Origin of the sequence: Bosea sp. NBC_00550 (assembly GCF_026020075.1) — a bacterium.
Taxonomy (GTDB): Bacteria; Pseudomonadota; Alphaproteobacteria; order Rhizobiales; family Beijerinckiaceae; genus Allobosea.
In genome coordinates this window covers 44,813-70,272 of record NZ_CP102773.1, presented here as the reverse complement: position 1 = coordinate 70,272, position 25,460 = coordinate 44,813, and the positions used below count along the sequence as shown (strand labels likewise).

Sequence of the window (25,460 nt, the reverse complement as noted above, 5' to 3'; positions counted from 1 at the left end):
TCAGCGCCGTCCGCCGCGACCGCCGCCGCCGCCGCCGCCACGGCCTCCGCCGCCGATATGCCCGCCGCCGCCGCGACCCCCGCCGCCGATCTGCCCGCCGCCGCCGCCGCGGCCTGCCGGCATGCCGATCTGGCCGCGGCTGGCCGCTCCGCGATTGCCATAGGCCGCCGCGCCACGCCCTGCATCAATGCCGTCAAAAGCGCTCGGGGCTGTTGGGCGGGGCCTTGCACCCCCCTGCGGCGCCGCTGGTCGCGCCTGTGCCGTCGGCGGCCGTGCCGAGGGCCGTTCTGGTCCCGACGGTCGCGTCGCGGGCCTGCCTGTGTCGGCCTGTGGTCGGCCCTGCCCGGTCCCGCCCTGGGGGCGATCTTGTCCGGGTCGCACATCGGGGCGTGCGGGTTGCTGGGACGGTCGCTGGCCGATCATGCCAGCCGCCGCACCGCCGATCGCGCCTGCTGCCGCACCGCCCAGCACTCCACCGACGCCGCCAGCCGGTCCGGGGCCGCCGACACCACCTGGACCGCCTGCTCCGCCGACGCTGCCGATACTGCCTGGACCTCCCGGACCACCGACACCGCCAACCCCGCCCGGGCCGCCTGGCCCGCCGACGCCACCAATGCCGCCGGGCCCTCCCGGACCACCGACGCCGCCAGCCGGCCCGGGGCCGCCTATGCCGCCTGGGCCGCCCGGACCACCGACACCGCCTGGGCCACCTGGCCGGTCTGGGCCGCCAGGGCGGGCGAGGCCGGGCTTGGAGCCCTGCCCAGGCCGATACCGGTCAGGGTCGGGCCGCCACGGCTTGGTGTTGCCGATGCTGTTGCCGTTGCCGATGTTGTTCCCGCTTCCGATAATATTGCCGCCGCCGATATTGATCTCGTTGCCAATATTGATGTTTCCGCGCCCGGGTGCGCCGGGATAGCCGGGCCGGTAGCCTGGATAGCCAGGCCAGCGCGGAGGATAGACCGCCCCGGTGCCCCAGTTCCAGGGGTTGTTGTACATCACCGCGCCCACGGCGATGGCGGTCCCGAAGGTCAGGAGCGCGCCCGGGACGGCGGAAGCGACCGGCTGGTAGACGGCCCCGGGATCATAACTTGGCACATAGATAACCTCCGGTTCCGCCGGCTCGATATAGATGACCGTGCTGGAGCCCTCGGTCTTCTGGACCACGGTCTGCTGTGGCGTCGATTTCAGGGCACCGCCCTTTGCCGCCATGGCCCGTAGATCCTGGATGACGGCCGCGACATCCGTCGGCTGGTAGACAAAGGCGTCGCCGAGATCGCTCGTCCAGTCAAGGTTCTCGTTCATCTGCTTGACCAGGTCGGGAAAGCGGATCAGCGCCTTCACGCTGGCATCCCAGGTCATGGCGTCGGCTGCTGTGAAATCGGCCTTCTCGACAGCCGCCTTGTTTCGATCCAACCAGCGCGCCGCCTGCACGATGTCGAGCGGATAGGCCGAGGCCGGCAGCAACTGCGCCAGCAGCGGGTCGGGGTAGAGTGCAATCGGCTTCACCAGCGGCTCGATCTCGGCACGGGTGAAGACCGTGTCCGCGGCCTGGGCTGGCTCGACCTGTGCAGCCCGCGGCGCTGGAGCAGCCGGTTGGGCGAATGCAGCGCCGAGGCCCGGGAGAATGGTGCTGGCTGGAGCCAGCGCCAGCGCCATTGCGGATAGGGCAATCATTCCGTGTCGCATGCCGTCCTCACGCTCAAGTCCATCCAATCAAGCCGATCCATCACGATTTGGCCAGCCTATCCGAACCGACCCACATTCACGATCTGGACGCGCCGGTTGGCCGCGGGGTCCGGGTTCTCCCGGTTCTGCAACTGCCCTTCGCCGAGGCCGACTGAGACAATCCCGGCGGGGGCGATGCCGAGTGTGGTGACCACCGCGTCGCAACCGCATCGGCCCGCTTCTGGCTCAGCGTCAGGTTGGACTTGCGGTCGCCGACCGCGTCGGTGCGATTTCAGAGAAAGCCGGCGAGCTTGCCATGGGCAAACGCCCTGGGATGATGACTTGATTTATTAGGTGAGCACAAACGTTTGAACTGCTGTCGGCAGCTTTCGAGTTTCATCCTGTCACGACCTGGGGCCCAGCGCCTGGCGTCGAAGTTCGGCCTTCGATTCGGTAGGCGAATGAATAGCAAACAGCCCGGCGCATCGGCCGGGCTGTTTGCTGCAACGTGCCGCTCAGAACTTGTAGTTCACGCCGACGCGCACGAGCCCGGCACCGCCGCCGCCATTGCTGACTGCGGTATAGGTTCCGGCCGGGAGCACGCCGCCCGCCGCATTGTCGAAGGATCGGGCGCGCCGGCCCTCGCCGGTATCGACGTAGAGGCCTTCGATCTTGGCCGTCCAGTTGTTGGTGAAGGCGTATTCGACACCGCCGCCGACGGTCCAGCCGGCGTTGCTCGTCGTGTTGCCGGTCAGCGGGTTGGTGTTCAGGCCGCCATAGGCCAGACCGCCGGTGACGTAGACCAGGGTTCTGTCGAAGGCATAACCGATGCGAGCACGCACAGTGCCGAAATAGGCGCCGTCACCGCCGCCGCGGCCATCCCACCAGGAATAGCGGCCCCAGGCCACGCTACCGCCTGCATCGACATACTGGATGTCAGTTTCGAGGCCGTAGACGATCGCGCCGGACTGCCAGTTATAGCCGATCTGGGCGCCGCCGACGAACCTGCCGTCGCCACCGCCAACACCGCTCAGGATGCCGGAAGAGGCGGCCGTCGGTCCGTTAACGACGATCTCGCCCGAGTCAGCCCAGCCCACGCCGGCGTTGAGACCGACATAAAGACCAGCCCAGGTGAACAGGGGCACGTAGACGGGAGCGGGAGGCGGGGCTTGGCGGCTGGGAAGATCGGCCGCGAAGGCCGAGGTTGCCAGGCAGGTTGCCAGCACAGCAGTGGAAACGAGGCCTAGACGCATAATACTCTCCTAGGGTGATTTCGTCCGTCTAACCGTTGCACATGAAATTTCAGATGCGAAGCTGAATAATTGGCAACGCCGGCTAATCAACCAGCTTAAATCGTTGAGGGTGGCATTTCAGTCACTCGGTGAGATTAAAGGTAATTCCTTTTCTCGACGCGCGTCCTGGATAGATTTCGCTGCGATGCGTCTTTCGCCGAGCCTGAAGAGATCTGTTGAAAAACATCCCGCTCCCGCGAGAATATCACCCCGATGCGCTGCGGCCTGGCGGGGGCGATCCCCGGCCCCCCGCAGGGGCCTGGACCCATTCAGGTTCGTCCGAGCTATGGAGGCAATTTCACGATCGGTGACGGTGAGATTGTCTCCATCGAGTGCACGCCCGCACCCGTGCCGCGAGAAGGGTCTTCAATGTTTGCCATGCACCCCACGAAGTACTACGAGCGGTTCGGATACGCTGGCGGAACGTCCAGGGATCTCGGCAAGCGCTACGGCATCAAACCACGACCTCGCGAAGTGGAAGCCGCGGACTGCCGCCGTGTTCGGCGCTGATCCCAAGACTGCTTTTGCGCCCTTACGGGGTCAAAACTTGCACGCCGAACACACGAAAAGGCCGTGCAAGGCGAGTGGCGAGAATCACCGGTGCGGCAGCGGCTTGATAGGAGAATCTTCTCCACTGCCCTAATGGTCCGAACCGTGATTGATAATGGGTGCGGTTGTCGATGCTAATGAAGGAGAGCTATTGCGATGAGCTACATTCAGCGCGTCTTGCAGCCCAGTGAGCAGGTCCGGCACATCTCGTCCATTCATTGGATAGTGTACTGGCCCGGTGCTGGGGTTGCGCTCCTAGCGGGGGTCGCTTTCTGGCTCAGCAGGTCGGAGTTTATGCCCAACCTCTGGCGTTATGCAGGATATGCCCTTGCGCTCGTTGCCGCGGTCCTCCTGATCCAGCAGTGGCTCCACTCGTGGGTCACCGAGATCGCAGTCACCAACCGACGGGTCATCTACAAGAAGGGTCTCATCCAGCGGGAGACCAATGAGATGAACATGGACAAGGTCGAGAGCGTCCAGATCGATCAATCAATCTTGGGGCGCATGCTCGACTATGGCAACGTGACGATTCTTGGCACCGGCGAAGGATTTGAGACGCTTCGCACCATCGGCAAACCCATCGAGCTTCGAAACAGTATCACTGGAAACGACGCATAGGCGAGCGGAAACTGCCAACACGCCCGTGCGATTCCGGCCCGTTTGGAAGGCCTGATCCCACTCGTGGGTTCCGCCCCGGCCCTGGCTACGCGTGCCGCTGCGCTGACGGCAGTGCCCAGAGCCGGGGCGGAACGTGGCATCAACGCGAACCATGTCTGCGAAAACCCGGAACGGCTCCAACCTGCGTAACCAACGCGCACCCGCCTCAACGCCGCTACAGACCCTCGCCGGGACCGTGGAGCGGGTGACCTTCCACAATGCGGACACCGGCATTGCCGTAATCCGAGTGAAGGCTCGGCAGGCGTGATCTCGTCACGGTGGTCGGTCACGCCGCGACGATCGGTGCGGGCGTGTTCGTGACGACTTCGGGCATCTGGATCACCGACCATACCCATGGCCTGCAATTTCAAGGCGCAGGTCTTGAAGGCCACGCCGCCGACGGGGGGCTGAGGGCATCGAGAAATATCTCGCCTCCCGGCAAATGCGGGGCATCGGCCCAGCGATGGCGAAACGCATCGTGGCGCTGTTCGGGGACGCGACCTTGGACATCAAGAGGCCGAGCCCGACCGGCTGATAGAAGTCGGCGGGATCGGTCCGAAGCGTGCCGAACGCATTGTGTCGGGATGGGCCGAACAGAAGGCCGTCCGGGAGATCATGATCTTTCTGCACGCCCACGGCGTCGGCACGGCACGGGCAATCCGCATCTTCAAGACCTACGCTTATGACGCCATCGCTGTGATGACCGATGACCCTTATCGGCTTGCCCGCGACATTCGGGGCATCGGCTTTCGCACGGCGGACTCAATCGCAGCGAAACTCGGAATGGGAAAGACCGAGCCTCAGCGACTGCGGGCTGGCGTCTCGTTCGCGCTCCAAGAGACGATGGAGGAAGGCCATTGCGGGCTGCTGCAAGACGCCCTCGTCAAGCTGGCCGAGAAGCTACTGGAGGTCGATGCGCTCCTGATCTAGGCCGCAATCACGGTCGAGTTGCAGCGTTGCGACATCCTCTCCGACGCGATTGATGGCAAGCTACCAGAGGCTCGACATCGCGGTCGAACCTCCTACCGCGCTCGCATGCTGGGAGCATATCACCAGCGTTCCATCGCCGAGCCTACGCTCATTTGCTCGGACGGTGGCTTTAAGGACCGCGACCCGTGCGCTGACGCCCCACACGTGCTGGTGATCTACCAGCCCCTACCGTAGTGACCAACAACTGGTCGGTCATTGTAGTATGCGGCGCGGCGAATGCCCGCACGAACGACAGGTCGGCCATAGAAGCCGCCGCCATAATAGCCGCTCCCGCCATAGTAAGTTGAGGCCGGCGTGCCGTAGTAGACGGGCTGCGGATAGAGGCTCGCGCTTCCCCGATCGGAACATGCACAGCCGGAATAAGTGTTGGTGGCATAGGGACCGTCGCTATAGGCGCCATTGACATTGTAGCCGTAGGCAGCGGGAGCGGCATAGCCAGAACCGTAGGCGGCGGGCGCGGCGTAGCCATAGCCGGACCCGTAGCCATAACCGTTGCCGTAATATGCAGCACCTGCTGCAAGACCGACGCCTGCTGGGAGCGCCCGGCCACCGTAGTAACGATTGCCGTAGTAACCGCCACGGTATGCCGCCCCCCGGTAGGCCCCACGGTATCCGGCACGGTACGCTCCGCCATATCCACCTCGATAGCCACCGCCAACAGCAGCGCCACGGTATCCAGCGCGAGAACCAACACCCACGGCACCACCTCGGTAACCACCACCTGCACCGACACCACGGCGCTGGGCTTCGGCGTCACTGGTGGTGAAGACGAGACTGGCGAATCCCATGAGGGCGGCCACAGGGAGTGCGAGCGGCGTATTCATGACTTCACCTGTGTCAAAGCCCGTCTCTGGATTGCAGACGCGCGGCTGGGCTTGATCCGCGAGGCAACTCGATGAAGTCCTTAACGGAATAGTAACGTGTTTGCGGGGCCGGGCAATGCAACTGGCTCAACATCTCCAATTACGGTTAAGTTGGCACGATCGTCCTTGGTCGCGGATGTCAGGGGTCTACGCCTACTTCATCGACGACTCACCCGATCATGGCCGCGCTCGATGCGTTCGCGACGCAGCACGTGCTAACTCGTATGCGCTGACACGCGAAGCTGCCGTCTGAGTGAGGTGAACCCCCCGATCCTCAGACGGCACGGCCGTCCCCAAATCATGATCCCCGACGCGCGCCCTCGCGAGAACAGCTTAGTCCGTTGGCGCACGGCTGACGGAGCGCCGTAGTGCGAGCGCACGCCGGGATGAGTCGTGGGTAGTCGACGTCAGATCATTCTATCAGGCCATGACCCGACAATGCAGGCGAGCTGGTCAGGTGCTTCTAGGGGCACCAAATGTCCGGCGTCTTTGATGACGACGAGTTCTGCGCCGGGTGTGCCTATAGGTGATCCGCTCCGTGCAGCCGTATCGCCATCACGCCGATCTTTGAATGTGCGGGCTACCGCCAATGCGATAGGCGCCGTACAATAGGCAGTTTAGGGCTATTAGGTACGGTGTCGAGATTGCTATTTGCTGTAATAAAAACATGAATAGATGCTGGTCGATAATTGTTTACGGAAATATATCCATGCACAAATAGATCGCATGCCGTAATGGCGTAACGATTTGAGGCGCCTAATAGCTAAGCCGCCATGGGCGATACGCGCTCTTATACAGCACGTTCTCGCTCAATCTGATACTAAGCCCCGCCCGGCGCCGTCGCTGCATCGACCACGCCATGATGAAGTTCGGCGTGTCGGAGCGGTTCGCGTGCCGGGTTCTGGGGCAGCATCGATCTACGCAACGCAGCCGAGGGCGACAGCGCGAATGCCCGGTCGTGTGGCGCTTTGACGAACGGTCTCGCGCATCTTCCAGATCAGCGGAGCGCATTCTTAACGTAAAGCTGCCAAAATCGAGTTATGGCTCAGTTTGCTCAGCCTCCTTCGAGAGCGATGGAAGCGCTCCTCGCTGCGTTTAGATCCGCACGCCGGGGCGAGCCCATTCCAGTGACCTACAAGACGATCGAGGATGCAGGGCTGATCCCCGATCGGACTATCCGGCTGGGCTTGCCTCTGCAGTTCGTCTGGCTCGCTCATCAGCACAACTGCATCGTCTGGGGACCTCACCGGTCGGCCGGCGGCGAGGTTATGTGTCTGGTAGAGGGAAGAGCCTAACCGGTAAAGTCCAGTTCGGCGATCAGTGCCAAACCGACAATCGCTGCCGCCGCCAGTAATAAAATCGTGACCGCTAATGCAATTCGATCCGATCTATTGGTCTGCGATGCTTTGTCGTCTGGCTCGCCGGCTTTACGAATCTCTCCTCATTCCGGACATCGGGCTTCGTGGCTGCGCGAGCAGTTAAGGTTTAGGACGAGCCCTAAGCGCAGTTGTGATTTCGTCTTCGAGCTCACTAATCAAACGGCGGTATTCTTCGGCAATTTTCGGGGCATCTCGCGCCACCGATTTTTCCCAGAGCAATGCCGCGGAGCATGCCAGCTCATAAGCTTCAAAGCATTTGGAAAGAGCCTCACGACGATCCGGCGTCAAATACGGCCGCTGATCGGGACAGCGTAGCCAATACCTTGCAAATCCTGCTCGCCTCTTGGTCACGTCACTGCTCTTCGGACTTCGCGCCTTTTGGCTCCAACCGTAGGCAGCACATCTTAGGGATAATTGGCAAAATGGGGACTGTCGAAGCAGTGGCCCCGGTGAGCAATCAACGCAAGGCCGCGCTCGTCGGACCAGCTCCGATGCGCGCAGCCGAAGCCCAGCCGCCATAACCGAGCGACAGCCCAATAAGCTGCGGCGCAGGCGAGCATGCTCTAAGCCGCGAGCATCGTGAACACGCGCCATTTCCACATGAGCCAGTCATGCTTCTCGGGGTTAGCGGAGCGCGGGATGTTTTTATCGCGCCATCGCAATCCTACTGGTTGTCGTCCCGTTCTTAGTATCGCGCGCCAAACGGCCATCGAATTGGTCCGTCGTCGTTAGTGCGACAGGCTGTCTCGCGCCTCCGGCGCATTACATGGACACGACCGCTACCCAGCGGGCCTGATCGCGCCGACGGGTTCTTTCTTCAGTCGATGAGCCACCAAAGGCCATAGCCTATAGCGGCAAGCCAGGCTGTTTGGGTGGTGAGAATATCGATGGTCAGAGCGAGGGAGGTAATGCGGACGCCTCGCTCGGAGCCGACCATTTCCTTATCCCGACGCTTCTCGTCCGTCGTTTGGTACGATGTCTCTGGTGCGCCTTGTATCATAGCCATCAGCGTCGGTACGATCAGTCAAACGACCAACTTGCGAAGAGTATAAAGGCCACATGCGGCGGCGCCGGCGAGTGTCAAAACCACAAGGATTTTCTCCGGGAAGCTGGACCGGTCCCGTTTCTCCCGCGATGATAATCGCTACTCGCCCCGTCGAGGCCTCGCTCGCACAGCGCATGCAGAGATGCCATCGGACGCGCGTATCCCACGCGAGGCCCGGCCGCTACGGCCCGTATGCCCCCTATCGGAGTAGTAGCGCCGGCAACACGGCCAAGGTTCCAAGCGCGACCACGACTGCCGTGCGAAGCAGAACGCCTTTGGCATTGCTGTTGAATAGCATCTGACGTCTCCAACGCAACCAGCTGCCTAAGCAGCTATCCAGGGTATACCACCATGAACACTCGCGACGTGCAAGCAGCGTTGGGGGCGCTGGGCTGTTCGCTTGTCGTTGACGGCAAGCCGGGGCCGAAGACTAAAAAAGCTATCATCGCCTTCCAGCGTGTAACCGGGCTTTATCCCGATGGCATTACTGGCCCGGAGACGATAAACGCACTGCAGGTTCCAAGCTCGACCTCGCTGTGATCCCGGCTCCTCCTCGGCAGTCGATGTCGGCGATTGGTCTGGAAGCGCTAATCGGCCGCGAGGCTCGCAAGCTGAAGCCCTTCTCGACAGCGTCGACCTCTGGACGATCGGCATCGGCCATACGGCCGCCGTGGGCGTCCCAATTCCGTATTGAGGTCTGACGATCACGCGCGAGGAGTGCGACGCAATCTCGGCCGCGACATCACTTACGATGTGCGCTTGCCAAAGGCGCGCTCGACCGAGGCCGGCCCGATCAAGCTCACCGCTTGAGCCTCCTCTGCCATCCGCGAGGGAGCAAGGTGCCCCTCGCCCGTAACGAGCCTTGGCTTCGGAAATCGGGCCTCGCGAAGCTTTTTTGCTTTGGCCAGCGCATGTTTCATCCGTGCCCGCTGAATGGTGAGCGACAGTCGCATCGTTCCCTTCATTTTGTCAGCCCCAAGATGCCGCGCGCTTACTTTTCGGCGCGCAATGAGCGTCCGACACCCTTCATTTGAAGGATGAAACCCGCCGCGGCCGGGCCTGCCGCTACCTCATCCGGATTATCATCATGACCGTCTCGTCCTGGCGCTCGCCGCCTTGGGCGCGTTCGCGCTCACCAGCTGCCAGTCCGACCACCAGCTTTCCCAGACCTCATCGGACGGCCGGAAGCAGATCGCGACCGGCACCGGCCAGTTCATCGGCGAGACAAAGTATGACGCCGAGGTCGTGAAGGCGAGCGAAGAGCTCGGGCGCTACGGCGGTGCCCTTCACGCCGTCGCTATGGCGCCGCGCTGTTCGCCCCGGAGAACGACCGCGCGCTCGCCGCCCAGGCCTCGGCCGCGGTCGAATCCCTCTGCGACAGTCCGCCGAGCAACCTCGCGACCGCGCTGACTGCCGCGGTCAAGGCCTACAAGGCCGTGCTCGCTGCGGGGAAATCCCCGTTCAGACAGCCGCGGGAGCGTAACCCATGAATGAGCAGCTTCGCAGCCTCATCCGCACGCTCGTCCAATCCGCCTCGCTCGGCACCTACGGCCTCCTCGATGACAAGGGTCAAACGATCGTCATCGTCTTCGTCATCTAGGGAACGGCAGTCCGGCGATCACCGAAAGGCAGAGAGACGGACAGCCGGGCTTTTTTCGTTTCGGCCGGCGGAACCTTGGCCGCGCGTCTCGGTTAGCCAAACGTCTCCCTTTGAATTGTACGAACTACCCCGCTTGCGTGCGCAGGCGGGGATTTTCTTATGTCAAAAAATATTGCCTCCGCTGTCGAGAGGCATAGATTCTCGCCCGTATCCATGGCGGAGGAAGGAGCTATGCCATTCTCATCGTTGAGCGACCCCGTCGACCTCGCCCTCGCGCAAGCCGCGCTTGATGCTGCCTGGTCCGAAATACGATCGACCGTCCCCGATGCCGATGACGAGCAGGTGCGGACGAAGCTAGCCTATATCGTCGCAAGCTTGGTCGCTGTCGCTGAAGATGAGCACGATCTAACGTTACGAGCAATCGAGCGATTTCGATCTCCCTCGTTGCATGAGAGTTCGCAGCGGCGGAACTCGGCTGCGGCTACCTCGTTATGGCATGGCTACCGCCGCTTGTTACCAAGCGACGGCGGCGATGGTTCTCTGCCAAGATGACCATTGAAGGGAGTCGGCAGTCACCGACATGTGTCGACTCCCTTCTTCTACCGCCGATCAGGAATTAGCCGCGGATGTACCGGCAGCCCCGATCGGCCCGTCGGCCCGGTTTCGCCAACGTGAGGTTCGGGACTATCTCGAGCGGGAAACAGAGCTGCGGCTCGAACTTAATCACCGTGTCAAGAATATCCTCGCCAGCGTGATTTCGATCTTCCAGATGACGCGTCGTGGGGCCGATTCGGTTGATGGATTGGCGGAGGATTTTTCTGGCCGCCTGACAGCGCTTTCGAACGTGCATTCCGTTGTTTTCAATGCCGGCGGCGAAGAAGCCCAGTTGAATGACATTATCGACGCGACGGTCGCGGCTTACCGCGTCATGGGCCGCTCAAACATCAAAACCGGCGGCCCTGACATTTTGGTGCCTCGAAGCGTGGGGACCACTTTGGCTCTTTGTATGCATGAGCTTGCCACAAACGCGATCAAATATGGGGCTTTGTCGAGACCCGAGGGCCAGATTACCCTAACATGGCAGCTCCTACGATTCCGACCCGCTCCTGACAATCACCTGGATCGAAAGCGGCGGCCCACCTGTCGTCGAGCCGGCCCGGGTCGGCTACGGAACTCGCTATATGCGCGCGGCGTTGACGAGCGTGTTCGGGGAGCGTCCTGAATTCGTGTTCGATAGCGAAGGGTTTCGCTTCGCTGTACGCGGGCAACTGTCACGCCTGACGCAGAAACCATGAGGGACTATGATCGAAAATGCGCCTCTTCGGATTTTCTATCTGGAGGATAACCCCCTTATTGTCTTTCATGTAGAAGCTATAATCGAAGATCTTGGCCATATCTTCGTCGGATCTCTGAGCGGCTTTGCCGAACTTAAATCCTCTTTTAGCGAACTCGTGATGGACTGCGCGCTTGTCGACATCGACCTTGCCGACGGCCGGACGGGACCTGACGCCGCGGAATGGTTAATAAACAAAGGTATCCCGTCGATTTTTGTCACTGGTCAGGCCCAAGTTGCGGCGGAATACAGACGCATATCCCTTGGTACGATCGTTAAGCCCATTGTCGATAAAGACATGGCGGAGAAATTAGAGCTTTTCAGGCGCTTTCTTAATTCGGAAGACTGAGATCAGGCGTTGGCGACGGTCGAGTTTATCTTGCCGCGTCTGAGAGACCGCGGTGCCGCCAGTTCAGTTACCACAGCCCAATTGCGAAGACCGACCAGTAGTCGGACGTGCTTTAGCCATAACCACGCAACACCCATTCTTAAGGCACGGCCCTTGATCCCAGCAAAGTTAGGTCCACGGCGGGAGATGATACTGGGCCCGAGGCCACGTTTTGTCAGATGGCGAGCATCGCTTTTGACACCGCGACTGACGCGACCAATCCTGTCGGCTGCCAATCGCGCTCAATGGATGCGTTTAGAGCACTCGCTAGACCGCGTTCGAGCCGGCTACCGAAGCCCGGCGGCCTTGCGAGTAGGGGCACTGGGCCGCCATTTTCTCTCCAGCAAAGTCGCACCTGCGCATCATCTGCCGAAATCTCGACGTGGAGCCGGCCCCTCTCGACGGACAGAGCGCCATATTTGGCAGCGTTCGTTGCCATCTCATGAAGCAGGAGCGCCAGATTCGTGGCCGCTTTGCCGCCAACCTGGCAATCGTCACCAGAAATGCGGATTCGGTCGTCGTCGTAGTAGGGTTCAAGAATCGCTCGAATGAGTGTGATGAGAGTGACGTGCGACCCGTCGGACCCACTTGATCGATCACCCAGTATAAGTTCGTGTGCTCGTGCGAGCGAGGAAAGGCGGTCTTGCACGCTGGCAATGACTTCACTTTTTTCCGCGTTCGACCGAGCACTGAGCGAGACAATTGCGTTGGCGAGTGCAAACAGGTTCTTCACCCGGTGTTGCATTTCACCCATCAGCAACTGCTGCTGCTGCTGCGCCAACAGCCTCTCCGTGATGTCCCGGGCGATTTTTGACGCGCCTACGATGTCCCCGTGCTCATTGCGAATGGGTGAGATGGTCAGCGAAATGTCGACCAGAGAGCCATCCTTGCGGCGACGCTTTGTCTCAAAATGATCGACGCGCTTGCCTGCGTGGATCTGAGCCAGAATGATCGGTTCTTCGTCCAAGCGGTCCGGCGGTATCAACACAGTCACAGATTGACCGATGATTTCCTCGGGTTTGTAGCCAAACAGGCGCGTTGCGCCGCCATTCCAACTTTGAATAATCCCACTGAGATTCTTGCTGACAATTGCGTCGTCCGAACCATCGATGATGGCTGCGAGCCAATCGCGTGGGTCAGGGGCGTCGGGCCCGTAGGCGAATTGGGGAACTAGCGCTGCCGCCTCGACTCGGGTCTTCGACAACCCAACCTCCGCCTATCTCACCACCACTGTGCCACGGCGGGATTCGATTTTTCCAAGCCGATCCGACGGCTCGCTCCAAGCGCAATGCGGCGAATAAAGCTGGCCACCCTTCCAGCTGAATAGGTCTTTTTGGACTGCTGCGTGTCAAGCCTGACATCGACAAGGGACAGAAGGTGTTGCACGGCTTCAACACAAAAAACAACTTGGCCACCTCCCTAGCCTCCATGATCCGAGCTAGCTTTGGGACCTCATTGATATCAGAGGAGTGGCAGGTCGCTTCCGGTCGGCCGCTTGAAAAGGCGACCGCGCCGGGCCCCAGAATGTTATTCTTCTCGGCCCAGGACGCGAAGAGGCCTTTCGTAGTCTCAGCCTCGATCTCCCCGCGGACCGATCGCCGCTCGGGGCAAGACATGGTTTGCCCGGTCGCGTCACCTACGGTTGATGCATATGGTCCAACGCGGCGGCCCGTGAAAGCCCCTCTCGCCAGTCGGGCCAGCGGAGCTCAGGCGGGCCAAACCTGCCTTCTGTTCTGGCGTCATCGGCCGCCTACTCGGGGCCTTCGCGTGGAAAAAAACCTTTAGGCTGCTGGCTAGGGGCACGATGCCAGCGTTCCAGCGCCAGTGTATCGCTCACTGCGCCATTAAGGTTCCGGCCTCTGATAACAATTCGCTCGCAGCGGATACCAGTGCTTGCGGAGGGACCATCTCCTCCTGAAGATGCCACTCGACATAATCTCGCGGATACCCTGAACGCTCCATCAGCATTGCAACCCAATCGCGACCTGGAAAAGCTGCATTCATGCGCAGCGCCAAATCGGGTCCATCGGTGGTCGGATCTAGGGGATCCATGCGTGTGTCGTGCGTCGCGCTCAATGCTTCGCTCCGCCACTAAGCGTCTTGCGACGCAGCGCGGCCTCAACAGCATTAACAGAAGCGCCAGCTCCACGAACCGCTTCTTCAAGCTGTGCGTGGGACACGCCGAACTTGTCGGTCCAATAACGCGCCTCATAGTCCTCGCACAGATTGATGAGTGATCGGTCTTGCGGGCCGCAATTTTTCTTGTCGTCTGCCATTTTGGGCCTCCTTGCGGCGATTCAATCGACCAGGAAGCTTCAGGTTCCGGTGGCTCCCGTTTCTCAGCCAATTTTAGAAGCGGAACCATTTCGCGAGCCGCGCGTAGAGGAGCCCGGACAGTGCAGCGGGCGGTTTCTATATGGCCCGCATGTTGAATAGGGGGCCAGTGATCGATGCGAACGAACGAAGCGAACCCTTTCGCCATTCTTGAAGATCCGGGCGCTATGGCGCGGGCCGAGTCGGCCTGGGCAGCAGCTTGGAGCTATGTTGAGCACGGCGTGCCGGCTGGAGATCAGGAGCGCCAGAGCCAGCGCATGAAATTCGTCGTCGCGTCTGTTGCGCTCGGAACAGACGATCCACGGGAGATGGCGAACAAGGCGATCCAGCGGTTTCTGAAGGAGACGCGCACGCGCCGGCCATAAACTGAGCCGCTAGAGCCGCGGTTTGGGCTGCCAAATCTCGACATCCAGAACAGCCGGACCGGAACGCTCTCGTGCGCTTCCTCCTTTGCGAGCCGGTTTCGGAAGCTCAATAGCGGCAGTAGAGATGACCGAATTGCCCACCGAACTCGCGTCGATGCATTCCGGAGGTCCGGCTCCGGGCGATGAACTAGAGTGCGCTCCTGACGCATCCCGCCAGCGCTTTGATTAGAGATGGCGGAGAGGTCGGGAATCATCCTTTTCCGGGGGAAGCGGTCAACGCTCGGATCGTCACAACTTCCCTCGATCCCGGCTTTTGTCCCGCAGCCAGATGGCGGCTGAAGGTCCACTTACCAACCATCTTGTATTCGCGCTGCACAAAAGGCCTGGTCGAATTTTAGTGTGCCGGGCCTGTGACCGTCGTCGCGCTTTGCGAGGGCTGCTATTATCTCTGGTGCCCATGGGTGCCGCCGGACTTTGTAGCGTAAGCGTCCGTCGCTAAGCAATCTGATCCCTCTGAGTGCCTTGACCTTCCCATACGGAAAGGCCCATCGTCCGTTATCATCAACGAAACGGCTGAATAAAGTGAGGATGTTCGACGCATTGACCCAGGTGCTGCAGGCGGCCGTGCTGGGCGCTTTGCTTGCGTTCGCCTGGGCAATGCCCGCCGCTGCGCACCCCGGGCACGGCGTGACATCCAAGCCGCCGGTTCAAGGCACGATGACCTCGACGGACGCTGTACGGCAGTTCCCAGCAGTCGCCTCGTTTTCCGTCGATGAGGCAATCGTCTGCGGGATGACCCGCATCAGTATGTCCAGTCCCTCGAATAGCTCGCAGCCTAGCGGGGCTTTGGGTCGAATTTGCTGCGGTACGATGTGCACTGTCGCGGTGATCGAACCGATCGCGACGTCACTTCCCACACGGATCCCACACCGGTTCCGGCTTTTCTTGCTGCCGGAGACCCTCGCCTTGGCGCACATGCCAAGCTTGCCTGCAAGGCCGCCACGAACCTCCGACATCGCCTGACCGACGGCCGGCTTTCCGCCGAGCCGCAGGGACGTCCATGTCGTGTTGATGGGTTCGTTTCATGTTTTCGTTCTTTTGCGGCCTTCTGCGCCGCCTGATCGCGCCATTTGCGATGGCTTTGCTGCTTTTGGCGGAACCTCTCGTTGCCGATGAGGGGCATGACCACGGCGCCCCTGCCGCCTCTACGACGACGTCGTGGTTACCTCGCATCGCCCTTCATTCGGACACATATGAAGTGGTTGGCGTCCTGCGCGGCGCCGGGCTGACGCTGTTTCTCGACCGCTACGCCGGAAACGATCCTGTGGTCGGCGCGCGAATTGCCGCGTCGATCGGCGTGAGCGGCGCTGTCACCGCAATGCCGGCCGGGGACTGGGCTTACCGCCTGCCGGCCCGCAATGGGCACGCTCGCTGCCTGCAGCTTGGACAGGGCACCATTCTCAGCAGCGGGGGCCGATGCCACGGGAGCTGCGGGACGTTCCAGCGTCCCGATCAGAAGGTCGTCGCCCTGTGCGTGGGAGATCGCAAAAGCCAACTCCAGCGACCCCACTCCGACCAACTGCTCCGACGAGAGACCCTTGAGCCCGTACTGCGAGGCAAGCTAACCGCCTCCAATTTGGTCGGTGGGTATCCCCAGTTTCCGCGCCGGGCGCGGACGGTCGGCACTCAGTGAACCCGACGGTCGAGGCGTACACGATGGCCATGCCGTGGTACGAGCCCGAGGATTTTGCGCAGCTTTGGGCGCTGGCACAAGACCGCGATCTGATGCCGAGCGACTATGAAGTTTGGCTTGAACGCGCCCTATTAGTGATGAGCGAACTGCTCGCTCTGGGGCGAGCGGTTGAGATAGTCACCATCCGTCCAGCCGAGTTTCTCGTGTGGCTGGCAGAGACTGGCTTGCCAAACACGGCCAGCACTCGGCTTCGCTATGTCGAGCTTCGCGCGATGGAGGACGGCGTCTCCCTCGAAAATTCCACATGTCTGCCGGCCCCGAAGGTCTGACGGGCCGTTAAGTCCGAAGCCCGTGTTAAGGACGCGTGCCAAATATAAAGCCCCCTTCGGGCAGCTCGGAGACGTCAGCGGCGTCGGCATCATCGCGCACTGCCCAAAGGCATGCTTAAGGATTTCCCAGTGACAGGCGGAATGGCTCCGGCGAAGCTCGAATCCTGAACGCGTTTAAGGGCGCAAGCCCTTGTTTTTGCTAAGGCGTCGGCCGCGAACAAGGAATGTAGGCGCCGTTCTTCCTTCCGGGAAGCAGACAATAGCGACCGTACCGGAAGTAGAATTCCGGGATGCATCCTCCGATCTTCGCCGCCCCACTTTTGCATGATGGGCCAGTTGATCTCCCGATAGGGTGAACGCACAGCCTGCGAGGATCGGATCGATGATAGTAGATGACTTCCGCTCGGACACGGTGACGCGCCCCGGTGAAAGCATGCGCGCCGCCATGGCGGCTGCCGACGTGGGCGACGCGGTCTATGACGATTGCCCGACGACCAAGCGCCTGGAAGCCAAGACCGCGGAGCGGTTGGACAAGGAAGCCGCCCTCTTCTTCCCCACGGGCACCCAGGCAAATCTCGCCGGGTTGATGGCCCATTGCGGTCGTGGTGACGAGTATCTCGTCGGCCAGATGGCTCATACCTATCGGCTGGAAGGCGGTGGAGCGGCTGTGCTGGGCTCGATCCAGCCGCAACCCCTCCCCAATGAGCCCGATGGGACGATCGCTCTCGACGCCATCGCCAACGCGATAAAGCCGAAAGATTTCCACTTCGCTGTCACGCGGCTGCTGGCGCTGGAGAACACCTTCAACGGGCTGGTCCTGCCCGATGCCTATCTGGAGGCAGCAACCCAGCTCGCCCGTTCCCGTGGCCTTGCGACCCATCTCGACGGAGCCCGGCTGATGAACGCCGCCGCGGCAAGCAACCGGGACGCGGCGTGGATCGCCGGGCAGTTCGACACGGTATCCCTGTGCCTGTCGAAGGGACTGGGAGCGCCGATCGGCTCCATCCTCGTGGGCCCGAAGGATTTCATCGAGAAGGCCCGCCGCATCAGGAAAATGCTGGGCGGCGGCATGCGCCAGACCGGCGTGATCGCCGCGGCCGCAATCCATGCTCTGGAGCACAACGTAGCGCGGCTCGGCGAGGACCACCGACGCGCTGCTGATCTCGCGAAGGTGCTGGCCCGTTTTCCTGCGCTCGGCGCGGGGCCAGCGCGCACAAACATGGTGTTCATGACACCAAAAGCGCTTGATACCAGCGCTTTCGCCGCCTTCCTCCGCGACCGCGGCATCGCCGTCAGCGGACGTTACGGCACATTGCGCTGGGTGACCCATCTCGACCTGGACGACGCTTCCGTCGAGCGCGTCGGCACAGCCTGCGAGAATTTCTTCGACAGCAAACAGTGACGGGGGACTGAGGGAGCCCCGTACGACCAGCGCAGGATGTCCGCTCGTGTCGAATACCCAGCTTCCGCTCCTGGCGCAACTCGCCCGGATGAGCGGCTCGACGATATTGGCCCATTGCTCACGTTCGGAACGTCCGCTTCCTAGCGGTTTAGATCGAGATTGAGCGGCGGGCCGGTGCTGCCGCAGGCCTCAATTGGCTGGGGCGAGCGACTGGGCCACGTAAAGCCGAAGCCAGTCCTCGAACCGCGTCCGTGCACAGCGTGGATGACCACTTGGAATGAGACTGTCATCACGCAGCACCGCGCCGAAATAGAGCGCTTGGCGATCGGCAATGACAGGGCGCGGATCCTCGTTCGCGGCCAGTATCTGCCGGGCGAGGTCGTCGAGACGGAAATGATCCGGCCCCACGATTTCCAGCTCGCGGTTCTGCGCCCGCCCGAGGACGACATCGCGCAGCTCCAGCGCGACATCGTCGCCTGCGATGGGCTGTATCAGGGCCGGCGAAATGCGAAGCGCGTCTCCTTCCGCGGCGGTCTCGACAATTCCGTTGATGTATTCAAAGAAGGGCGTCGACCTCACAATCGTATGGGGCAAGTTTGCGCTTCTCACGATCACCTCCTGCATCATCTTGGCTCGGAAATACCCTCTGTCGGGCAGCCGATCGGTCCCGACGGCAGAGAGAGCGACGTGATGCTCGACGCCCGCGGCCTCCTCGGCAGCGAGCAGGTTCCGTCCGGAGGCCTGGAAGAAGGCAAGCGCGACGTCCTGATCGAAGGTTGGAGAGTTGGAGACGTCCACGACTACCTGCGCGCCGGACAGTGCTTCGGCTAGGCCCGCTCCGGTGACCGTATCGACGCCGCGCGAGGGCGAGGCGATCTCGATTTCGAGACTGCTGCCGGCCAAGGCATCGACGAGCTTGGACCCGATCATGCCGGTCCCGCCTACCACAACAATCTTCATGCGCCGTCTCCTTGATATCCTCGTTCCCAGCCCGGGAGCATGTCACTCGTCGAACGGCGCGCGCTCGACAAAATCGACCGATGACGGCGCGCGGTAACCCGAGACGAGCCGCTCGCCGAAATCACGCACGAAATTGTCGTAGGTGGTTTCAGGGCGGGTTCTGGCGATGTGGCAGAAACACTGCGTCATCAGCCGCTTCATCCCGAGTCTCGGATAGGCGAGGAGGATCTGCTGGACCTCGTCCGGCGGGAGCGCGTCGTATTGTAGTCCGACGACATCGAGGCAGATGCCTGCCGTGCAGAGTGCAACCTCAGCCTCCTTGTAGAGGCCGATCGACGGTGTTGAGTTGAGGGCTACGCTGTCCCAAATCAGCTGAGCACGACGCTCGTCGACACCGCTCTCTCGGGCAAAGCTTCGCGCGAGATCGGCGCCCTCGACCTCGAACCGGCGCGGCCCGTTGAAGCACTCGTTCAGCGTGACATCGTGCAGGAGCGTCCCGACAGCGACGACTTCCTCGTCATGATGGATATTCCGAATCTGCCCTAGGCGAGCCGCGAAAAGCCAGGAGCGCACAACGTGGTTGTACAGGTAGGGCTCGCAGGCTCGGCGGGCATAAGCGAGAGCGCTGGCCACCAGTTCGGTATCCGGCACAGCAACGCCGGCTAGAATTTGACGGTCTTTTTGGATCTCTGACATGGCTTTCGAGGTCCTCGATCGACGGATTCCAGGAGTTGGCAGCGAACGGTCGGTTCGCGGGCCACAGCTTCCGTATGCGGTGACTCACCAACCAGCGTCCGAGCCGCCGAGGCCGATCGGGGGGCTGCAAGCATGACGAGGCGGCTTCGCCAGCCGCCTCGTCCGTGAGCGTCACCCTCGGACGAAGGCGAGGATGTCCTTGTTGATCGTATCCGCATGGGTGGTCGCCATGCCGTGCGGGAACTTGTTGTAGATCGTCAGGGTCGCCCGCTTCAGGAGCTTGGCCGAAAGCGGGGCGCTGTCGCCGATCGGGACGATCTGATCATCATCGCCATGCATGACGAGAGCCGGAGCCTCGATGACCTTGAGATCCTCGGTGAAATCGGTCTCGGAGAAGGCCTTGATGCCCTCGTAGTGAGCCTTGGCGGCTCCCATCATGCCCTGGCGCCACCAGTTCTGGACGACGCTGGCATCCGTCTCGACCCCGGCGCGATTGAATCCGTAGAACGGCCCCGCTGCGAGATCGGTGTAGAACTTGCTGCGATTGGCAGCGAGACTCTTCCGAAGGCCATCGAAGACTTCGATCGGCAGGCCGCGGGGGTTCCGCTCGGTCTTGACCATGATCGGGGGGACTGCGCCGATGAGAACGAGCTTAGAAGTACGGCTCCTGCCATGGCGCGCGACATAGCGCGTTGCCTCGCCGCCTCCGGTGGAGTGTCCAATATGCACCGCATTGCGTAGGTCGAGATGGTCGACGACGGCCGCGGCGTCGGCCGCGTAGTGGTCCATGTCATGTCCCTCGCTGACCTGGCTCGAACGGCCGTGTCCGCGCCGGTCGTGAGCGACGACCCGGAAGCCTTGCGCCAGAAAGAACAGCATCTGGGCGTCCCAGTCGTCCGAGCTGAGTGGCCAGCCATGGTGAAAGACCAGCGGCTGGGCCGATTTCGGGCCCCAATCCTTGTAGAAAATCTCAACGCCATCCCGCGTCGTGACATAATTCATGCGTCGGCTCCTTTTACTGTTGTGAGGGGCAACGGTGGCGGGCTGCGCCAAGGACTGGAGTGGAAGCGTGCCAATCGCCGCCATGCCGGCGCCGCCGCACAAGAGATCCCGCCGATTGAGGTCGGTCGAACTGGGTAGTGCTTTGTCGAGCATTGGCGCCTCCAGGGCGCAGATAATGGTTGCGGACCAAAGTGCTCAGGGCGCCTAATTCGGCGTCAGACCCCGACATCTTGGACTCGAATTCGCGGCGATATTCATATAATCGCCAGTTCTTCGAGGTGTATTGATTTTTAATTTTCGTGAAAACGATGATCAATACGCTCGAATACAATTCATTATATTCAAACGTATAGTTCATATCGACTTCGGTATATTTTGATTTCAATCAGGAGCGGCCCAACTCTGGATCACCAATGGAGGTCCAAATGGGAAAATTGTCGAACAAGGTCGCCGTGATCACCGGCGGCAACAGCGGGATCGGCTTCGCGACAGCGCGCCTGTTCATAACCGCAGGTGCGAAGGTGCTGATCGTCGGTCGTCGAGGAGACGCCGTGACCGAAGCCGTCGCCAGCCTCGGGCCTCAGGCGACCGGCCTCGCAGGTGACGTTGCCGACCTCGCCACGCACGAACGTGTCGCCGCGCTGGTCTCCGCTCGTTTCGGACAGGCCGACATCTATGTGGCTAATGCGGGCAGCATCCACATTCAGCCGAGCTTCAACGTGACGGCCACCGACTACGACACACAATTCCTCACCAATGCGCGCGGCACGTTCTTCGGCGTTCAGAAGATCGCTCCGCTATTGCGCGATGGCGGCGCGATCCTCCTGACGAGCTCGATCGCAAGCCGCAAGGTGCTGGATGGTCACGCGGTCTACGCTGGCAGCAAGGCGGCAATCGAAGCGTTCGCGCGCAATTGGGCACTGGAACTTAAGGACAGGCGCATTCGTGTGAACGTACTCAGTCCCGGCCCGACCGATACGCCGATTATTGGAAAACTCGGCGTCGCTCCGGAAACGCAGGTGCAGGTCGAAGAGCAGGCCGCCCGGATGATCCCGTTCGGCAGGATGGGCAAGCCGGAAGAGCTGGCACAGGCGGCTCTCTTTCTCTGCTCCCCCGACGGGGAATTCATCACCGGCATCAACCTGGCCGTCGATGGGGGCGTCACGCTGACCTGATCTCAGAAGAGGTCGCCATTCCGTTTCGTTCGCCCAGCCGTTCCGGTGCGTTGGCGAGGCATCACGCCATGACCATGAATTCTGGAGCGCCGGAGCCGGTGCTCCAGCCTCGCCAGGGCTAGGCAGCGTTCGCCATACGCATGCCGACCGGTAGAGCCTCCCACGCCCTGATAAGTTCGCCGAGTGAGGCAACTTCCATCTTCCGCATCAGATTGCCCCGGTGCAGCTTGACTGTGACCTCGCTGATGCCGAGGTCGAAGGCGATCTGCTTGTTGAGGCGCCCCCGTGCGACCTCGCACATGACTTCGCGCTCCCGTGGCGTCAGAGTTTGCAAGCGCTCGACACATCCCTTGATCTTCGCAGCTTCCGCCCTTCTCGCCGCATCCACCCCGATCGCCGCATTGACGGCGTCCAGAAGCGTCTGGTCGCGAACCGGCTTTGTCAGGAAATCCACCGCGCCTGCTTTCATGGCCTGGACGGTCATCGGGATGTCGCCATGTGCTGTGAGGAAAATGATCGGCTTGGGATTTCCGTTCATCGTCAGATGACGCTGGAGGTCGAGCCCGCTGAAGCCGGGCATACGCACGTCGAGAATGAGACATCCCGGCCGGTTGAGCATGCTGGTCTCGAGCAGTGCCTGTGTCGAGCTGAACGAAACCGCTGCGAAGCTGGCTGACTCCATCAGCTCGGACAGTGCATCTCGGACCGAGGCGTCGTCATCGACTATGATGACGAGAGGCTGCTGTTCTTCTGCTGCACCTCGCCTGGAGGAGAGCGCCGATTTCCGTGAGAGTGAGCTGTCAATGATCATGTTCACCTTCCACGTCCCTGTTGAGTTAATGCCGTTGCGATCGCGGCGAGTAAGGCTTGGCCATCGAACGGCTTGCAGAAGAAACTCTCTACGGCCCGTGCCCTGATCTGCTCGGCGATCTCGTGGCGCCCGGTGATGAGAAAGACCGGCAGTTCCGGACGTGCCCTATTGACGAGGTCGCGCAGTTCGAAGCCGTCGAGCCCCGGCATGCCGACATCGGTGATGAGGAGATCCAGTCCGGAGAGGCCGGCCTGGATCAGCGCTGCCGCCGACGAGAAGCTACGAACCGCATAACCAGCTGACTCAAGCAATTCCTCAAGCGATTCGAGCAATCTCGGATCGTCATCGACGACGGCCACGACAGATTTATGCTTGGTCACGCTTGGAGTCCTCCCATCCGGCGCGAATGCTGGATCGGGATTTCCAACCTCTCCGCAATTCGCACCAGGTCGGCGAGCGATGTCGCCGCCATTTTTTGCATCACGTTTCTTCTATGGATCTGAAGGGTGACTTCGCTGATACCAAGCTCAGCCGCAGCCTGCTTGTTCAACAGTCCGCTCACGACCAGCGGAAGGACTTCTCTCTCTCGCGGAGAGAGCTCGTGATAGCGTTGCTTCAGCAGCGTGAACTCGGCGCGTTTGGCCCTTGTTTCCCGATCCTGCGCTATCGCCGAGCGGATGGCCGAGAGCAGCGCCGTATCGCTGAACGGCTTAGTCAGGAAATCGACGGCACCATGTTTGATGGCTCGCACCGATGATGGGATGTCGCCATGCCCCGTGATGAAGACGATCGGCGGATGGTCTCCCTGCGCGATCTGGCGCTGCAGCTCCAGCCCGTTGATATCGGGCAGCTCGACATCGAGAATCAGGCAGGCCGGGTGATCGGGCTTGTTCGAGCCGATATAGTCGCCTGCGGAGCTGAATGGGACTGATCGGACACCGTTCGCCGCCAGCAACTCACCCAGGGCCTCCCGGAGTGCATCGTCGTCGTCGACGATGAACACGATGGCGTCGTCAACGGTCATGATTGGCTTTCGCTTCGACAGGCAGGGTGAAGATGAATGCCGCCCCGCCGTCCTCGTTGTTCTCTGCCCACAGTCGCCCACCATGGGTCTCGATGATTGTTCGCGATATCGCCAACCCCATGCCCATCCCATTGGGTTTCGTTGAGAAGAAGGCTTCGAAGACCTTATCGGGCGCACCAAGACCCATGCCGGTGTCCCGGACTTCGGTCCTGACGAAATCGACGGCGCGCAATGTTCGGACGCGCAGAACCCCGCGCCGAGCAGGCTCCATCGCTTCGAGGCCGTTGCGGATCAGGTTGACCAGGACCTGCTGGATCTGGATGCGATCCAGCTCCAGCGACGGAAGACCAGCCTCGACCTCGACGTCGATACGCATGCGACGCCGGGCCGCTTCTTCCATCATCAGATCCCGAGCCTCATGAAGAATAGCGTCGAGCGGGCAGAGGTTTCGCGCTTGGTCCGTCTGCCTGAACAAGGCACGGACCCGGCCGACGACATCGGCGGCTGAATTCGCATCCCGGATGATACGTTCGATGGTTTTCTGCGCCCGCTCCAGATTGGGCGGGTCCGAGGTCAGCCAGCGCTGGCATGCGTGCGAATTGGCGACCACGGCCGCGAGCGGTTGGTTGACCTCATGTGCGATCGAGGCGGAGAGCTCTGCCAGGCTCGCAGCCTGCGCTGCGCGTGCCAGGCGCTCCTGCGTCAATGTCAGCGCTTCCTGCGCGCGCACCTGATCTTCGATCTCGAAGCAGATGCCGTTCCATTGAACGATCTCCCCCTCAGCATTTCGCATCGCCGCGGTCCGCGTCTCGACCCAGCGAAACTCGCCATCCGCCCGCCGGAGGCGGTGCTTCATCGCATAGGACGTGCCGGTCGCCAGCGAACGCCCATATTTCTCTTTGACATCGGGGAGGTCATCGGGATGGATGATCGCTTCGAGCGTGCCGACAAGGCGGGTCCGGCCCTCTGCGTCCTTGTCACCGAGTCCGAAGCCAAGAAATTCCCCGAGCTTCTCGCTTCGATAGATCGGTTCGCCATTCGGCGCGGCGCAGTAGATGAGGGCAGGCAGTGTCTCCACCAACTGACGCAGCGATCGCTCGCTTTCCCTGAGAGCATCCTCCACGCGGAGTTGGTCGTCGATGTCATGGGACAGGCCATACCACTGGATGATGCTGCCATCGTCGTCCAGGAGCGGTTCCGCGCGCCCGTCCATCCAGCGATACACACCATCGTGGCGTCGCAAGCGATAGCGCATCGCGTAGGGCCGACCGCTGCTCAGACAGTCCTTGATTTCTGCCCAGACGCGACTGGCGTCGTCCGGATGGATCGCAGCCTTCAGGGCGGCTGCGTATTGCTCCGTCTGCGATTGCTTAAGGTCGCCTTCGTCAATGCCCAGGAAGTCGATGAAGCGACGGTTGAAGAAATTCGGCGCCCCGGTCGGGGTCAGTCGCCAGAGGAAGCTCGGAACCAGATCGATCAGCCGCGTCAATTCCTGCTTTCGGAGATTGAGTTCGGTCTGGGTGGTGATCAGATCGTGGATATCGACGGATACACCGTACCATCGAATAATCTTACCGGCTTCGTCGCGCAGAGGTTCTGCGCGCGTTTGCGTCCATCGATAGGTGCCGCCAGCCCGATGCTGGAGGTACTTGATGTTGTACGGCGCGCCCGTCACGACCGATCTCGTGAAGGTTTGCTCTGCCAACTCCCAGAAATTCGGATGAATCATCTTCTTCAGAGAAAGAGACCCATCCGACGCCTTGACGGTATCTAGCGTGGCGCCGGTGACCTCCATGATCCGCCTGTTGAGATAGATGGGTCGCCCCTCCGATGACATGCTCCAGATCATGGCAGGCACCGTGTCGATGAGCTGTTCGAGATGCTTTTCTCGCTCTCGCAGCGCAGCCT

The 25,460-nt window shown here is 61.4% G+C and carries 24 protein-coding genes and 2 pseudogenes; 12 read left to right on the top strand and 14 right to left on the bottom strand.

The window, feature by feature from the left end; all coding sequences use genetic code 11:
• Both NWE53_RS27345 and NWE53_RS27340 read right to left on the bottom strand, forming a co-directional pair.
• The gene (locus NWE53_RS27345; RefSeq protein WP_265055366.1) at nucleotides 1–1,674 is read right to left on the bottom strand and encodes a DUF3300 domain-containing protein; all 1,674 of its coding nucleotides are present in this window, start codon (nucleotides 1,672–1,674) and stop codon (nucleotides 1–3) included.
• A gap of 506 nt (nucleotides 1,675–2,180) precedes the next feature.
• Entirely contained in the window at nucleotides 2,181–2,918 is a 738-nt protein-coding gene (locus NWE53_RS27340; protein ID WP_265055365.1) for an outer membrane protein, read from the bottom strand.
• Between the two features lie 744 nt (nucleotides 2,919–3,662).
• Between NWE53_RS27340 and NWE53_RS27335 the strand changes: the two genes are divergently transcribed.
• From NWE53_RS27335 to NWE53_RS27325, 4 genes and pseudogenes are all read left to right on the top strand, one after another.
• On the top strand, nucleotides 3,663–4,124 hold the full coding sequence (locus tag NWE53_RS27335; RefSeq protein ID WP_265055364.1) for a PH domain-containing protein: 462 nt from the start codon (nucleotides 3,663–3,665) through the stop codon (nucleotides 4,122–4,124).
• 151 nt (nucleotides 4,125–4,275) lie between these two features.
• Nucleotides 4,276–5,081: pseudogene (locus tag NWE53_RS27330) on the top strand (helix-hairpin-helix domain-containing protein); the annotation flags it as partial.
• A 1,752-nt stretch (nucleotides 5,082–6,833) separates the two neighbouring features.
• Nucleotides 6,834–6,944: pseudogene (locus NWE53_RS30125) on the top strand (IS3 family transposase); the annotation flags it as partial.
• A gap of 1,847 nt (nucleotides 6,945–8,791) precedes the next feature.
• A complete protein-coding gene (locus tag NWE53_RS27325; protein WP_265055363.1) occupies nucleotides 8,792–8,980 on the top strand; it encodes a peptidoglycan-binding domain-containing protein in 189 nt (62 codons plus the stop codon).
• Between the two features lie 206 nt (nucleotides 8,981–9,186).
• On the opposite strand, the gene NWE53_RS27320 is transcribed toward NWE53_RS27325, so the two are convergent.
• Complete coding sequence (locus tag NWE53_RS27320) at nucleotides 9,187–9,393, bottom strand: hypothetical protein (RefSeq protein WP_265055362.1); 207 nt, start codon at nucleotides 9,391–9,393, stop codon at nucleotides 9,187–9,189.
• Between the two features lie 1,227 nt (nucleotides 9,394–10,620).
• On the opposite strand from NWE53_RS27320, the gene NWE53_RS27315 reads away from it, so the two are divergent.
• Together NWE53_RS27315 and NWE53_RS27310 are read left to right on the top strand one after the other, a co-directional pair.
• Nucleotides 10,621–11,262, top strand: coding sequence for a sensor histidine kinase (locus NWE53_RS27315; protein ID WP_265055361.1), 642 nt, complete (start codon nucleotides 10,621–10,623; stop codon nucleotides 11,260–11,262).
• A gap of 79 nt (nucleotides 11,263–11,341) precedes the next feature.
• On the top strand, nucleotides 11,342–11,722 hold the full coding sequence (locus NWE53_RS27310) for a response regulator (protein WP_265055360.1): 381 nt from the start codon (nucleotides 11,342–11,344) through the stop codon (nucleotides 11,720–11,722).
• Between the two features lie 214 nt (nucleotides 11,723–11,936).
• Here the strand turns inward: NWE53_RS27310 and NWE53_RS27305 are convergent, their stop codons facing one another.
• From NWE53_RS27305 to NWE53_RS27295, 3 genes are all read right to left on the bottom strand, one after another.
• Nucleotides 11,937–12,965, bottom strand: coding sequence for a PAS domain S-box protein (locus NWE53_RS27305; protein WP_265055359.1), 1,029 nt, complete (start codon nucleotides 12,963–12,965; stop codon nucleotides 11,937–11,939).
• A gap of 629 nt (nucleotides 12,966–13,594) precedes the next feature.
• Nucleotides 13,595–13,837 carry a hypothetical protein gene (locus NWE53_RS27300; protein ID WP_265055358.1) on the bottom strand — a complete coding sequence of 81 codons (243 nt, stop codon included), beginning with the start codon at nucleotides 13,835–13,837 and terminating at the stop codon, nucleotides 13,595–13,597.
• On the bottom strand, nucleotides 13,834–14,037 hold the full coding sequence (locus NWE53_RS27295) for a DUF3606 domain-containing protein (protein ID WP_265055357.1): 204 nt from the start codon (nucleotides 14,035–14,037) through the stop codon (nucleotides 13,834–13,836). Before NWE53_RS27295 ends, NWE53_RS27300 begins: the two co-directional genes overlap by 4 nt.
• 174 nt (nucleotides 14,038–14,211) lie before the next feature.
• Here NWE53_RS27295 and NWE53_RS27290 point away from each other — a divergent pair, with 174 nt between their 5' ends.
• The 5 genes from NWE53_RS27290 to ltaE all read left to right on the top strand — a co-directional run bounded on the left by NWE53_RS27290 (nucleotide 14,212) and on the right by ltaE (nucleotide 17,884).
• Nucleotides 14,212–14,460, top strand: a complete 249-nt coding sequence (locus NWE53_RS27290; protein WP_265055356.1) for a hypothetical protein — start codon at nucleotides 14,212–14,214, stop codon at nucleotides 14,458–14,460.
• Between the two features lie 588 nt (nucleotides 14,461–15,048).
• Nucleotides 15,049–15,483 (top strand): hypothetical protein, encoded by a 435-nt coding sequence (locus tag NWE53_RS27285; RefSeq protein ID WP_265055355.1) that lies wholly within the window; start codon nucleotides 15,049–15,051, stop codon nucleotides 15,481–15,483.
• A gap of 61 nt (nucleotides 15,484–15,544) precedes the next feature.
• Entirely contained in the window at nucleotides 15,545–16,153 is a 609-nt protein-coding gene (locus NWE53_RS27280) for a hypothetical protein (RefSeq protein ID WP_265055354.1), read from the top strand.
• The gene (locus tag NWE53_RS27275; RefSeq protein ID WP_265055353.1) at nucleotides 16,150–16,482 is read left to right on the top strand and encodes a hypothetical protein; all 333 of its coding nucleotides are present in this window, start codon (nucleotides 16,150–16,152) and stop codon (nucleotides 16,480–16,482) included. Before NWE53_RS27280 ends, NWE53_RS27275 begins: the two co-directional genes overlap by 4 nt.
• Before the next feature lie 382 nt (nucleotides 16,483–16,864).
• Entirely contained in the window at nucleotides 16,865–17,884 is a 1,020-nt protein-coding gene (ltaE, locus tag NWE53_RS27270) for a low-specificity L-threonine aldolase (RefSeq protein ID WP_265055547.1), read from the top strand.
• A 189-nt stretch (nucleotides 17,885–18,073) separates the two neighbouring features.
• On the opposite strand, the gene NWE53_RS27265 is transcribed toward ltaE, so the two are convergent.
• The 4 genes from NWE53_RS27265 to NWE53_RS27250 form a co-directional block, all read right to left on the bottom strand.
• Nucleotides 18,074–18,844 (bottom strand): SDR family oxidoreductase, encoded by a 771-nt coding sequence (locus NWE53_RS27265; protein WP_265055352.1) that lies wholly within the window; start codon nucleotides 18,842–18,844, stop codon nucleotides 18,074–18,076.
• Between the two features lie 42 nt (nucleotides 18,845–18,886).
• Complete coding sequence (locus tag NWE53_RS27260; protein WP_265055351.1) at nucleotides 18,887–19,540, bottom strand: HD domain-containing protein; 654 nt, start codon at nucleotides 19,538–19,540, stop codon at nucleotides 18,887–18,889.
• Nucleotides 19,541–19,711: 171 nt separating this feature from the next.
• Entirely contained in the window at nucleotides 19,712–20,542 is an 831-nt protein-coding gene (locus tag NWE53_RS27255) for an alpha/beta fold hydrolase (RefSeq protein WP_265055350.1), read from the bottom strand.
• Between the two features lie 13 nt (nucleotides 20,543–20,555).
• Nucleotides 20,556–20,900, bottom strand: a complete 345-nt coding sequence (locus NWE53_RS27250) for a hypothetical protein (protein WP_265055349.1) — start codon at nucleotides 20,898–20,900, stop codon at nucleotides 20,556–20,558.
• Nucleotides 20,901–20,967: 67 nt separating this feature from the next.
• Here NWE53_RS27250 and NWE53_RS27245 point away from each other — a divergent pair, with 67 nt between their 5' ends.
• Complete coding sequence (locus tag NWE53_RS27245; RefSeq protein ID WP_265055348.1) at nucleotides 20,968–21,717, top strand: SDR family NAD(P)-dependent oxidoreductase; 750 nt, start codon at nucleotides 20,968–20,970, stop codon at nucleotides 21,715–21,717.
• A 118-nt stretch (nucleotides 21,718–21,835) separates the two neighbouring features.
• Here NWE53_RS27245 and NWE53_RS27240 read toward each other — a convergent pair whose 3' ends face one another.
• Genes NWE53_RS27240 through NWE53_RS27225 form a run of 4 tightly spaced genes read right to left on the bottom strand, consistent with a single transcriptional unit; the run spans nucleotide 21,836 to nucleotide 25,452 of the window.
• Complete coding sequence (locus NWE53_RS27240) at nucleotides 21,836–22,528, bottom strand: response regulator transcription factor (RefSeq protein WP_265055347.1); 693 nt, start codon at nucleotides 22,526–22,528, stop codon at nucleotides 21,836–21,838.
• A 2-nt stretch (nucleotides 22,529–22,530) separates the two neighbouring features.
• Nucleotides 22,531–22,908 carry a response regulator gene (locus tag NWE53_RS27235; protein ID WP_265055346.1) on the bottom strand — a complete coding sequence of 126 codons (378 nt, stop codon included), beginning with the start codon at nucleotides 22,906–22,908 and terminating at the stop codon, nucleotides 22,531–22,533.
• Entirely contained in the window at nucleotides 22,905–23,552 is a 648-nt protein-coding gene (locus tag NWE53_RS27230) for a response regulator transcription factor (protein ID WP_265055345.1), read from the bottom strand. Before NWE53_RS27230 ends, NWE53_RS27235 begins: the two co-directional genes overlap by 4 nt.
• Nucleotides 23,542–25,452 (bottom strand): PAS domain-containing protein, encoded by a 1,911-nt coding sequence (locus tag NWE53_RS27225; RefSeq protein WP_442865098.1) that lies wholly within the window; start codon nucleotides 25,450–25,452, stop codon nucleotides 23,542–23,544. The genes NWE53_RS27230 and NWE53_RS27225 overlap by 11 nt, the downstream gene beginning before the upstream one ends.
• Between the last annotated feature and the right edge of the window lie 8 nt (nucleotides 25,453–25,460).

Coding starts and splice junctions, on each gene's coding strand:
- NWE53_RS27345 (WP_265055366.1), bottom strand. CDS start 1,674: ATGATTGCCCTATCCGCAATGGCGCTGGCGCTGGCTCCAGCCAGCACC.
- NWE53_RS27340 (WP_265055365.1), bottom strand. CDS start 2,918: ATGCGTCTAGGCCTCGTTTCCACTGCTGTGCTGGCAACCTGCCTGGCA.
- NWE53_RS27335 (WP_265055364.1), top strand. CDS start 3,663: ATGAGCTACATTCAGCGCGTCTTGCAGCCCAGTGAGCAGGTCCGGCAC.
- NWE53_RS27325 (WP_265055363.1), top strand. CDS start 8,792: ATGAACACTCGCGACGTGCAAGCAGCGTTGGGGGCGCTGGGCTGTTCG.
- NWE53_RS27320 (WP_265055362.1), bottom strand. CDS start 9,393: ATGCGACTGTCGCTCACCATTCAGCGGGCACGGATGAAACATGCGCTG.
- NWE53_RS27315 (WP_265055361.1), top strand. CDS start 10,621: ATGTGTCGACTCCCTTCTTCTACCGCCGATCAGGAATTAGCCGCGGAT.
- NWE53_RS27310 (WP_265055360.1), top strand. CDS start 11,342: ATGATCGAAAATGCGCCTCTTCGGATTTTCTATCTGGAGGATAACCCC.
- NWE53_RS27295 (WP_265055357.1), bottom strand. CDS start 14,037: ATGGCAGACGACAAGAAAAATTGCGGCCCGCAAGACCGATCACTCATC.
- NWE53_RS27290 (WP_265055356.1), top strand. CDS start 14,212: ATGCGAACGAACGAAGCGAACCCTTTCGCCATTCTTGAAGATCCGGGC.
- NWE53_RS27285 (WP_265055355.1), top strand. CDS start 15,049: ATGTTCGACGCATTGACCCAGGTGCTGCAGGCGGCCGTGCTGGGCGCT.
- NWE53_RS27280 (WP_265055354.1), top strand. CDS start 15,545: ATGTTTTCGTTCTTTTGCGGCCTTCTGCGCCGCCTGATCGCGCCATTT.
- ltaE (WP_265055547.1), top strand. CDS start 16,865: ATGATAGTAGATGACTTCCGCTCGGACACGGTGACGCGCCCCGGTGAA.
- NWE53_RS27265 (WP_265055352.1), bottom strand. CDS start 18,844: ATGAAGATTGTTGTGGTAGGCGGGACCGGCATGATCGGGTCCAAGCTC.
- NWE53_RS27260 (WP_265055351.1), bottom strand. CDS start 19,540: ATGTCAGAGATCCAAAAAGACCGTCAAATTCTAGCCGGCGTTGCTGTG.
- NWE53_RS27255 (WP_265055350.1), bottom strand. CDS start 20,542: ATGAATTATGTCACGACGCGGGATGGCGTTGAGATTTTCTACAAGGAT.
- NWE53_RS27250 (WP_265055349.1), bottom strand. CDS start 20,900: ATGAACTATACGTTTGAATATAATGAATTGTATTCGAGCGTATTGATC.
- NWE53_RS27245 (WP_265055348.1), top strand. CDS start 20,968: ATGGGAAAATTGTCGAACAAGGTCGCCGTGATCACCGGCGGCAACAGC.
- NWE53_RS27240 (WP_265055347.1), bottom strand. CDS start 22,528: ATGATCATTGACAGCTCACTCTCACGGAAATCGGCGCTCTCCTCCAGG.
- NWE53_RS27230 (WP_265055345.1), bottom strand. CDS start 23,552: ATGACCGTTGACGACGCCATCGTGTTCATCGTCGACGACGACGATGCA.